This is a genomic window from Olleya sp. Ti.3.14, assembly GCF_038154885.1.
GTDB lineage: Bacteria > Bacteroidota > Bacteroidia > Flavobacteriales > Flavobacteriaceae > Olleya.
Genome location: NZ_JBAKAO010000003.1, coordinates 230541 through 242491, shown reverse-complemented (window position 1 = coordinate 242491; position 11951 = coordinate 230541). Strand labels below are relative to the sequence as shown.

At 34.9% G+C, this 11951-nt stretch carries 8 protein-coding genes; 1 reads left to right on the top strand and 7 read right to left on the bottom strand.

The window, feature by feature from the left end:
* Positions 1-7: 7 nt before the first annotated feature.
* From V6251_RS07255 to V6251_RS07230, 6 genes are all read right to left on the bottom strand, one after another.
* Positions 8-1387 (bottom strand): quinol:cytochrome C oxidoreductase, encoded by a 1380-nt coding sequence (locus V6251_RS07255; protein WP_341587611.1) that lies wholly within the window; start codon positions 1385-1387, stop codon positions 8-10.
* A gap of 26 nt (positions 1388-1413) precedes the next feature.
* The gene (locus tag V6251_RS07250) at positions 1414-1971 is read right to left on the bottom strand and encodes a c-type cytochrome (RefSeq protein ID WP_341587610.1); all 558 of its coding nucleotides are present in this window, start codon (positions 1969-1971) and stop codon (positions 1414-1416) included.
* A 9-nt stretch (positions 1972-1980) separates the two neighbouring features.
* Entirely contained in the window at positions 1981-2511 is a 531-nt protein-coding gene (locus V6251_RS07245) for a DUF3341 domain-containing protein (protein WP_145003658.1), read from the bottom strand.
* Positions 2512-2514: 3 nt separating this feature from the next.
* Positions 2515-3972: an NrfD/PsrC family molybdoenzyme membrane anchor subunit gene (nrfD, locus tag V6251_RS07240; protein WP_145003661.1), complete on the bottom strand. Its 1458-nt coding sequence runs from the start codon at positions 3970-3972 to the stop codon at positions 2515-2517.
* A gap of 32 nt (positions 3973-4004) precedes the next feature.
* On the bottom strand, positions 4005-7106 hold the full coding sequence (locus V6251_RS07235) for a TAT-variant-translocated molybdopterin oxidoreductase (RefSeq protein WP_341587609.1): 3102 nt from the start codon (positions 7104-7106) through the stop codon (positions 4005-4007).
* Between the two features lie 75 nt (positions 7107-7181).
* Entirely contained in the window at positions 7182-8489 is a 1308-nt protein-coding gene (locus tag V6251_RS07230; protein WP_339808786.1) for a c-type cytochrome, read from the bottom strand.
* A 212-nt stretch (positions 8490-8701) separates the two neighbouring features.
* Here V6251_RS07230 and V6251_RS07225 point away from each other — a divergent pair, with 212 nt between their 5' ends.
* Positions 8702-9100: an SPOR domain-containing protein gene (locus V6251_RS07225; RefSeq protein WP_341587608.1), complete on the top strand. Its 399-nt coding sequence runs from the start codon at positions 8702-8704 to the stop codon at positions 9098-9100.
* A 70-nt stretch (positions 9101-9170) separates the two neighbouring features.
* On the opposite strand, the gene infB is transcribed toward V6251_RS07225, so the two are convergent.
* Complete coding sequence (infB, locus tag V6251_RS07220) at positions 9171-11948, bottom strand: translation initiation factor IF-2 (protein WP_341587607.1); 2778 nt, start codon at positions 11946-11948, stop codon at positions 9171-9173.
* Between the last annotated feature and the right edge of the window lie 3 nt (positions 11949-11951).

Sequence of the window (11951 nt, the reverse complement as noted above, 5' to 3'; positions counted from 1 at the left end):
TTTTTTATTAATAATGGAAATGTTCACTCTCTTTGATGAACGGATTTCCTTTAGCGATTAGAGGTTGTTTAGATATTGCATAAAACACAATAAACATAAATAAACCAGCGAACAATAAAATTGCTCCTATTTCAGGCATACCAATAAACCATCTGTCTCCAACCGTAGCTGGCATAATCATGTTGAATATATCAATATAGTGTCCTGCTAAAATCACAACTCCAGCCATAATTACAAACCAAGGAATACGCTTATAGTCACTGTTCATTAATAGTAAAAGAGGGAATAGGAAATTCATAGCTATCATTCCGAAGAAAGGAAGGTTATAATCTTCAATTCTAGTTACAAAATAAGTTACTTCTTCTGGAATGTTTGAGTACCATATTAACATAAATTGAGAAAACCATAAGTATGTCCAGAAAATACTAAATCCAAACATAAACTTAGCTAAATCGTGAATATGACTATCGTTAACTTGTTGTAATAATCCTTTAGATTTTAAGTAGATAGTAATCATTGCCATAACTGTAACAGCACAAACCATCATTCCTGCGAATACATACCATCCAAATAATGTTGAGAACCAGTGAGGATCTACACTCATAATCCAATCCCATGACATCATCGACTCAGTATAAATAAAGAATACTAAAAATGCTGCAGCAATACGAAATGATTTTTTGAAATTACTTCTATCACCTTCAGGAGCCTCATCTTGCGCTAATGAAAATTTACGAGCAAAAAATCGATATAAAGACCATCCACCAATAAAAACCAAAGCTCTAATAACAAAACCAGTTGTATTTAACCAAGCTGACTTACCAGCTACTAATTTATCAAACTTATCGCTCTCTGGATTCACCATTTCGGGATCCATCCATATAAATATATGATCACCAGCCCAAACAGCTATAGCCACTACAATTAATGCTCCAGGTAATACATAATAAGTAATACCTTCCATTACTCTAAATAATAAAGGAGACCAACCTGCTTGTGCAGCAAACTGAATAGCATAAAATGCTAGAGCACCTAAAGCAATCATCATAAAGAAAAATGCAGCAACATAAAGCGCTGAATAAGGTCTATTATGAATTTGATGCATTACATGTTCTGCATGCTCATCTCCATGATGTGCATCTGCTTCAGCATGTGAAGTCACTTCACCATGAGAATCTGTAGTAACGTGAGACTCAACTTCATGAGTATCAGTAAAAGTTGCATGGCTATCACCATGAGAACCATGACTTGCCTCTTCTGCTAACATCGTTTTAACGTTATCTAAAGTAACGTGATGAGACGAGTAATAACCTGTTCCCCATAATCCAGCTCCTACAATGATTAGGATTAGTGAAACTAATTTTAGTCTATTTGAAAGTGTGTACATATCTATATATAAACTTTATCTAAATCTTATTTTTCTAAGTCTGCCTTTAATTTCTCAACATAGGCAACTACTTGCCAACGTTCTTCCTCGCTTAAAAAGTTAGCGTAAGATCCCATTGAGTTTTTACCATAATACATTACATGATAAATACTACCTGTGTTAATGGCTCTTCCTGCATCGTCATAACTAGGTACACCAAGGATTTTTTCTCTTTTAACAAGATTACCTTTACCGTCTCCTTTATTACCATGACAAATACCACAATAAATATTATATAACTCTTTAGCTCTTGGCTCATCAAATTGAGTAGAATCTAAAGGCGATTTAAGTTCAGCTTTAGCTAAATCATAACCAGCAATGTCATTTGTATACTCAAAAGGTGTATAACCTCTAGGTATAGTACCATCTACAGGCAATTGGGCTTCAACTCCGTTTGCAAAAGCATCTGATTCTTGGTAAGCATCATACGCCACAGACTCATACATGTTTGGCATGTATTGATAATTTGGACGAGAACTCTTATTACAAGAAGTAAACGAGATTACAATTAAGGCTATTATTGATATTTTAATTAAATGTTTCATTCTATCTAATTAATGTGCTTTATCTACTACGTTAATTTCAACTGCTCCTGTTTGTGATAATAGACTTTGCAATTCAACTTCATTGTTATGAATTGGAAGTTCCATTAAGAAATGGTCATCAGTTGTTCTAGGATCTGGATTTTCAGCTTTTTTAAAAGGCCACATTTTACTTCTTAAATAAAACGTTATAACCATTAAATGGGCTGCAAAAAACACTGTAAGCTCAAACATAATTGGTACAAAAGCTGGCATGTTTTCTAGGTAACTAAAACTAGGCTTTCCACCAATATCTTGAGGCCAATCTTCAATCATAATGAAATTCATCATTAAAACTGCTACTGTTAAACCAACACAACCGTACAAAAATGCACATATAGCTAAACGTGTTGGAGCTAATCCCATCGCCTTATCAAGTCCATGGACAGGAAAAGGTGTATATATTTCTTCGATTTGATGTTTTGCAGCTTTAACTTTTTTAACTGCATTCATTAACACATCGTCGTCGTTATAAATAGCGTGAATTACTTTTGAAGCTTCCATATGCTACTTTAAGTTTTTTGATTCGTTATTATTAACCTCAGAAGTTCTGGCATCTGATCCAGTACCTACTAAGCTATCTCCTCTTTCTCTGATGTTTTTGTAACGTTGCCCAGAAGATTTCAAAATAGTTTTAACCTCTGCTTGAGCTATTACTGGGAATGTTCTAGAATACAATAAGAAAAGTACGAAGAAGAAACCAATTGTTCCAATAAAAATTCCAATATCGACAAATGTTGGTGAGAACATCGTCCAAGAAGAAGGTAAGTAATCCCTGTGTAAAGATGTTACGATAATTACAAAACGTTCAAACCACATTCCTATGTTTACTACAATCGAGATAAAGAAAGAGAACATGATACTTGTACGTAGTTTTTTAAACCACATAAACTGTGGTGAAAATACGTTACAACTCATCATCATCCAATATGCCCAAGCATAAGGACCAGTTGCTCTGTTCAAGAATGCATATTGTTCATATTCTACACCAGAATACCAAGCAACAAACAACTCAGTTATGTAAGCCACACCAACAATAGATCCTGTAAGCATGATTACAATATTCATTAACTCTATATGTTGCACTGTAATGTAGTCTTCTAAGTTACATACCTTTCTCATGATGATAAGTAACGTGTTTACCATAGCAAATCCTGAGAAAATCGCTCCTGCCACAAAATAAGGAGGAAAGATTGTTGTATGCCAACCAGGTATAACAGATGTTGCAAAGTCAAAAGATACAATAGTGTGTACTGAAAGTACTAAAGGAGTTGCTAAACCAGCAAGTACAAGAGAAACCTCTTCAAAACGTTGCCAATCTTTAGCACGACCTGTCCAACCAAAACTTAATAAACTATAAATTTTCTTTTGGAAAGGTTTGATAGCTCTATCACGTAACATTGCAAAATCAGGTAATAATCCAGTCCACCAGAAAACTAATGAAACCGATAAATACGTTGAAATCGCAAATACATCCCAAAGCAATGGTGAGTTAAAGTTTACCCATAACGAACCAAATTGATTAGGAATAGGTAATACCCAATACGCTAACCATGGACGACCCATGTGGATGATTGGAAATAAACCAGCTTGAACTACCGAGAAAATTGTCATTGCTTCTGCAGAACGGTTAATTGCCATTCTCCATTTTTGACGGAATAATAAAAGTACTGCAGAAATTAATGTTCCTGCGTGACCAATACCAACCCACCAAACGAAGTTAGTAATATCCCAAGCCCAGTTTACTGTTCTGTTTAGACCCCAAGTTCCGATTCCAGTAGAAACGGTGTATATAATACAACCTATTCCCCAAAGAAAAGCTACAAGTGCGATAGAGAATACAATCCACCACTGTTTGTTTGCCTTACCTTCTACAGGTGCTGCGATATCTACAGTTACATCGTGGTAAGATTTCTCACCTGTAACCAAAGGTCTTCTAATAGGTGCTTCGTAATGAGACGCCATAATCCTTTATAATTGTTTATTAATTAATCTTTTTATGCTTCTTTCGTGTTTCTCACTTTAGTATGATACTGAACATTAGGTTTAGTACCAACACTTTCTAATAAGTGATACATACGATCGTCTTTTAAAAGTTTTGCAACTTTACTTTCCTTATCGTTAATATCTCCAAATATCATTGCTCCACTACTACATGCAGCTGAACAAGCTGTTTGGAATTCTCCGTCTTTAATCTCACGTCCATCGCGCTTAGCGTCAAGAATAGTCTTTTGTGTTTTTTGAATACACATAGAACATTTTTCCATTACACCACGAGAACGAACAGTAACATCAGGATTAATTACCATACGACCTAAGTCATTATTCATATGGTAATCAAACTCGTCATTTCCGTTATATAAGAACCAGTTAAAACGTCTTACTTTATACGGACAGTTGTTTGCACAATATCTTGTACCCACACATCTGTTGTATGCCATATGGTTTTGACCTTGTCTACCGTGTGCTGTAGCAGCAACAGGACATACAGTCTCACATGGAGCATGATTACAATGTTGACACATTACAGGTTGGAATGCTACTTGTGGATTATCTGCAGGATCTTCTAATTCTCCAAAACCTCCTAAAGAACCATTATCTCCAAATAAACCAGAGAAACCTTCTTTTTTAGCATCATCTTCAGCAAATGTATCTTCAGATGAATAATATCTATCTATACGTAACCAGTGCATATCACGACTACGTCTAATTTCTTCTTTACCAACTACTGGTACATTGTTTTCAGCATGACATGCAATAACACATGCTCCACAACCTGTACAAGCATTTAAGTCAATTGATAAATTAAAATGATGTCCGATAGAACGATCAAATTCATCCCATAAATCAACCTCAGGAGATGTAACCGGAGTCTCTTGGTGATTTAAAGATACCATAGGAACTTCATTCCAATAGTGCTTATCTTTAGTATTAAAAATCTCTAAAGTAGTTTCTTTAATGATATCACCACGACCCATCAATGTGTTTTGTAACTGTACACATGCAAATTCATGCATTCCAGTTGCAGGCTCAATAGATACGCTTTGTACTGTATTAAAATCTTTATAAAGTGTAAAAGCATTTACACCTGTTTTCATTTCATCTTTAAGACCAGCAGATCTACCATATCCAAATGCTAAACCAACAGATCCTTTTGCTTGACCTGGTTGAATGATTACTGGAACATTAGTTAAAGTAGTATTACCTAACTTAAGATTAACGTAGCTACCATTTAAAGCTCCTGTAGAATCATTTTCATTAATAATATTCCAAGCTTGAGCATCAGATTTAGAAACCGTTAAATAGTTATCCCATGATGTTCTAGTAATTGGATCAGGAAACTCTTGTAACCAAGGGTTATTAGCCTGTTGACCATCACCCATTCCGACTTTAGAATATAATGTTAATTCTGTACCACTAGTTTTTACACTTGAAGCTAATGCTCTTGCTGCATTGCTAGCAGGTAACTCATCCTGAGCAATCTCTTCCGTTACTTCTTCAACAACTGGCATTAAACTAACAAATGACCCATCATGTAAAGCTTGGTTATAAGAACTACCATTAAGAATAGTCTCTTTCCAAGTTGCTTTAATATAATCATTTAATGAACTACTATTGTCGTTCCATTTTAATAAAACATCTTGAAACTGTCTTGTATCAAATAAAGGTCTGATTGTTGGTTGCATAAGTGCAAAATGACCTTTCTTTAATTCAACATCACCCCAAGATTCTAAATAATGAGGCGTTGCTGCTATATATTGTGCAACTGAAGCAGATTCATCTTCTTTAGAAGTGAAAGCAACAGATAAACTTGTATTTTTAATTCCCTCAGCAAATTCAGAAGCGTTAGCTAAAGTATACATTGGGTTAACACCACTCATAATAATAGCACCAACCTTACCTGCTTTCATGTCAGATATTAAAGTTTGCACTGATTTATTATTTCCTTGTCGTGTTTTAATAGGTGTTTTAGGATCAAAAGCCTTACTACCTAGTTTTTTATTAATTTCTAAAGCAACAGTTTGAGCATTCACATCTTGAATACCAGTAACTAATACACCATTGCTACCAGCTTTAATTAACTCAGAAGCTGCTTTTTGAACTGCCTCCTTAATTTTAGCAGGTAAATCATTAGCATTAACAGAACCTCCAACAATTAAACTATGTAATTGCGCTAAAGCAAGTTTTTGCTGAGAAGGTGTTACAGGCACACGTTTGTCAGCATTAGCTCCTGCCAAAGACATATTAGCCTCAAACTGAATATGACGAGACATTTTACCATCTACTGGTATACGTCCTTTAGCATAAGCAGAGTCAAAACCTCCACCTTGCCAATCACCAAGAAAATCTGCTCCTACTGAAACAATTGTCATTGCTTTAGAAAAGTCATAATTAGCTAAACCACGCTCACCATACATAGCCTGATAAGCATCCAAAGCTGCTGACTCTGAAATAGCATCATAAACAACATGATTTACATTGCCATATTTTTCAGTAAACTCAGCAACTAATTTAGAAGTGGAAGGACTAGCATAAGTTTGAGTTAACAAAACAATTTGCTTACCAGAATTCTTAACGTTATTTAATGCTGATGTAGTTTCAGAATCGAAATCTGACCAAGAAATAGAGGCACCACCTTTTTTAGGTCCTTGTACTCTAGTACTATCATATAAATCTAAAACCGAAGCATTAACTCTAGCATTTGCACTACCATTAGTAGCAGCTAAAGTGTTATTTTCAATCTTAATTGGACGACCTTCTCGAGTCTTAACTAAAACACTTGCAAAATCAAAACCATTAGCTATAGTTGTTGCATAGTAATTGGCAACACCAGGCACGATTCTGTCTGGTTGTACTACATAAGGTATAGACTTAACTACTGGTCCTTCACAGGCTGCTAAAGAAGCAGCTGCTGTACTAAAACCAACATACTTTAAGAAATCACGACGTGTTGTTGAAGAAGCCTCCAATGTATCCTTATCACCTAAGAACTCATCAGTAGGAATTTCTTGAACAAATTCGTTTTGTTTTAGCGTCTCAACAATAGAGCTATCTTTTAGCTCCTCAACACTTTTCCAGTATTTCTTGTTTGATGACATATTATATAATTGAATTTATTTCTTTATTAATTATTTTAAGGTTTTCCGTTTTAAAGGAAAATAAAAATCTTGTTTTTAGTAATGACATTTACCACATTCTAAACCTCCCATTTGAGCTGCAGTAAAGTTATCCTTACCATACTTTTTGTAAAGTTGCTCATGGATTTTAGTGTAATATGCATTGTCTTTAACTTTCACATCTGTTTCTCTGTGACAGTTAATACACCATCCCATTGTTAAAGGTGCATGTTGATACATAATTTCCATTTCTTCAACAGGTCCATGACATGTTTGACATTCAACACCTCCAACCACTACGTGTTGCGAGTGATTAAAATAAGCAAAGTCTGGTAATTTATGAATTTGAATCCATTTTACTGGAGCTGTTTTTCCTGTGTACTTTTGTTCTGCATCATCCCAACCAACTGCATTATAAAGTTTTTTGATTTCAGCATTGTAATCCACTCCATATTCTGATAATCCCTCAGCTTGCGTTTCGGCAGCAACTTCATAAATAGATTTATGACAATTCATACAAACATTTAATGAAGGTATACCTGAATGCTTACTAACTCTAGCAGACGAGTGACAGTATTTACAATCAATACCATTTTCACCTGCATGAATTCTATGTGAATAATGTATAGGCTGAATTGGTTCATATCCTTGATTAACTCCAACTTGCATAAAGAAACCGTAAACAAAATAAGCACTAGCTAACAATAGTACTACTACTGAGACTAAAACTAAAAATTGATTTTGAACGAATGCTTTCCATATTGGTGTACGCTTTGTAGTCTCAGACAACTCAACACCTTTTGCTTCAGCAAAATTACGAAGTGTCTTGTTAACTAAAAATAAAGCACCAGCTAACAATGCGAATAAAACACCTAATGCTCCTAAAATTATTTTATTAGAAATACCTCCTTCAGAAGTCGCATTAGACGAACCAGAAACAGTAGGATCACCTGCAGCCACAGGAGCAGCAGTTGGCTCTGTAGCAGTATACGCTAAGATATTATCAATATCAGCATTAGTAAGAGTAGGAAACGCACTCATTGCAGCACCATTGTACTCATTATAAATCTTGTTTGCATACGCATCTCCAGATTTAATAAGTCCTGCACTATTTTTTATCCATTTGTACAACCACTCTCTATCTAAACCTTCAGTATCAGCTAAACGAGATTCTACTTTACGTAAAGCAGGACCTGTCATTTTTTTGTCTAACTTATGACAAGCTATACAATTGGCGTTAAATAAAGATTTACCTGCAACTGCGTCGCCTTCTTGAGCGAACATTGAGGTTGAGAATGCTAGTAAAAAAATTAAGCTTAAACGAAGATAGTTACTACTTAACTTACGGTGAATCACCTGTTTCATATTATATATTGAATTTACTTCTAAACTTTGGTATGATTTTTTCATTGCTGCATATTGAATACAGTTAGAAAAACGTTACGCAAAAGTAATACTTAAAGTCGATTTTTAAAATCTTAAAGAAGTCTTAATTGCTAATTTAGATAAATTCTAAATAATAAATTGAGTTACTTTTTAATTTAATACATTTACATTTGCATTAAATACTATTAAAAATGAAAAAAACACAATTTAAAGCCATTTGCTTAACTTCCTTAATTACAATATGTTTTTCAGCATTTAGTATGGCACAAAGCGGAACAGTCGTCCTTAATGAAGATCCTGCTATCTCTAAATTATTGGATATAAAAAAGGAAATGAATAAAGATGACAAAAATAGTGATCGCTATAAAATACAGATATATTCAGGAAATTTAGGTAGTGCAGAAAGCATGAGATCTAAGTTTGGAAATAGCAATGGAAATATAAGTTCTCAGCTTGTTTTTGAGACTCCTAACTACAAAGTATGGATAGGTAGTTTTAGAACACGTCTAGAAGCAGAAAGAGCTTTAGTAGATGTACAGAAGAAATTTAGTGATGCCTTTATATTTAAACCAAAAAAAGAAAAGGACTAAAATTAGTTAGTTTTAAAACATAAAAAAAGCGATTCAAATGAATCGCTTTTTTTTATAACTAAACTTAAATCTATTTAAGTTTTTTCTTAACTTCTACTTCATGGAAAGCTTCAATAACATCTCCAATGTTAATGTCATTGTAGTTCTTAATTTGCATACCACAATCGTATCCTTTAGAGACTTCTTTGGCATCATCTTTAAATCGCTTAAGCGAGTCTAAAACACCTGTGTAAGTTACAACTCCATCACGTATTAAACGTATTTGAGAGTTTCTAAATATTTTACCATTCATTACCATACAACCTGCAATAGTACCAACTTTAGAAACTTTAAATATTTCTCTAATTTCAGCAGTACCTGTAATCTCTTCTTTAACCTCTGGAGATAACATACCTTCCATTGCGTCTTTAAGATCATTTATGGCGTCATAAATAATAGAATATGTTCTAATATCAACTTCTTCTCTATCTGCAATCGTACGTGCATTTCCAACAGGACGCACATTAAATCCAATAATAATAGCATCTGAAGCTGTTGCAAGTAATACATCACTTTCAGTAATAGCACCTACACCTTTATGCAGAATGTTTACTTGAATTTCTTCTGTAGACAGCTTCTGGAACGAGTCAGTTAATGCTTCAACAGAACCATCTACATCTCCTTTAAGGATAATATTAAGCTCTTTAAACGTACCTAAAGCAATACGACGTCCAATTTCGGCTAAGGTTAATGTTTTAGTTGTTCTTACATCTTGTTCACGTTGTAATTGCGTACGCTTAGTTGCAATTTGCTTAGCTTCACGCTCATCTGCAAATACGTTAAACTTATCACCTGCTTGAGGTGCTCCGTCTAAACCTAATACAGATACTGGTGTTGATGGTCCAGCTTCCTGTACATCATGACCACGCTCATCTTGCATCGCTTTAACTTTACCACTATTTTTACCTGCAAGTACATAATCACCTACACGCAATGTACCAGCTTGAACTAGTACTGTAGACACGTAACCTCTACCTTTATCTAAAAAGGCCTCAACTACGGTTCCTACTGCTGGTTTATTTGGATTAGCTTTAAGCTCTAATAATTCTGCCTCAAGTAATACCTTTTCTAATAATTCTTTAACACCTGTACCTACTTTTGCAGAGATATCATGAGACTGGATTTTACCACCCCAATCTTCTACAAGTAAATTCATTTGTGCTAAACCTTCTTTAATTTTTTCTGGATTAGCGTGTGGCTTATCAATCTTGTTTATTGCAAACACAATTGGTACACCTGCTGCTTGTGCATGAGATATTGCTTCTTTTGTTTGAGGCATAATATCATCATCCGCTGCTGCCACAATAATAGCAATATCTGTAACTTGAGCACCACGAGCACGCATCGCTGTAAAAGCTTCGTGACCTGGAGTATCTAGGAATGCTATTTTTTGACCATTATCTAATTGTACACCGTAAGCACCAATATGCTGCGTAATACCTCCAGACTCTCCTGCAATTACATTTTCTTTACGAATGTAATCTAATAGAGAAGTTTTACCATGATCTACGTGTCCCATAACGGTTACGATTGGTGCACGTGGTTCTAAATCTTCTGGCTTATCTGCAACGTCTTCTATTGAAACATCAATATCAGCAGTAACAAATTCTGTTTTATATCCAAACTCTTCTGCAACGATCGCAATAGTTTCAGCATCTAAACGCTGATTCATTGTTACCATCATCCCTAAAGACATACACGCTGAGATAATTTGTGTTACTTGAACATCCATCATCGTAGCTATTTCGTTTGCTGTAACAAACTCTGTAACTTTAAGTATTTTGCTTTCTGCAGCTTCTATTTGTTGATCAATTTCTGATTGCTCTCTATGTTGATCTCTTTTCTCTCTTCTGTACTTAGCACCTTTACCTTTAGAAGATTTACCTTGTAATTTTTCTAAAGTTTCACGTACTTGTCTTTGTACTTCTTCCTCACTTGGTTCTGCCTTTACAACAGGACCTCCTGATTTACGACCACCTGGTTTTTTACCTTTGTATCTGTCGTTACCACCTCTTGAAGGTGATGAAGACGTTCTATTATCTCCTGGTTTAGATATACGACGACGCTTCTTTTTATTTGCGTTATCATCTTTTTTAGGATCTTCTTTTTTCTTTTTAGGCTTGTTAAACTGAGATAAATCAATTTTCTCTCCTGCAATTTTAGGACCAGAAAGTTTAGTATACTTAGTTTTTAAAGTCTCTTCAACAGGCTCTTGAGGTTTCTCTTCTTCCTGTGGCTTAGCGACTTCCTTTCTAGGCGTGATAGCAGGCTTAGCTACTACTTTAGAATCCGGTTTAGATTCTGACTTAGCTTCAACTTTAGTTTCAACCTTAGGCGTTTCTTTAGCTTCTGGAGTTTTCTCAGCTTTAACAGGCTCTTTTTTAGGCTCAGGAACTACTTCTTCCTTTTTAGCTACTTTTTTACCCGAATCTAAATCTATTTTCCCAACAGTTTTAGGTCCAGAAAGTGCCTTAGAAGCTTTGATAACTTCTTCCTCTTTTTTGAGCTGAGCAGCTTTAGCTGCCTTAACAGCTTCTTCTGCTTTTTGCTTTTCTTCTAACTCCTTTTCGCGTTTAATACGCAGCTCTTCTTTTTCTTTATTCTTCGCTTCGTTAACTTCTTGAGACGCCATTTTTTTGCTAGCATCTTTTTGAAATTCATTTGAAAGAATACTGTACGTTTCCTCTGAAATTTTGGTAGTCGGACGCTTCTCAACCTCTACACCCTTAGAATCTAAAAATTCTACAGCGCGATCAAGAGAGATGTTAAGCTCACGTAATACCTTATTTAATCTAATTGTTTCAGCCATAAA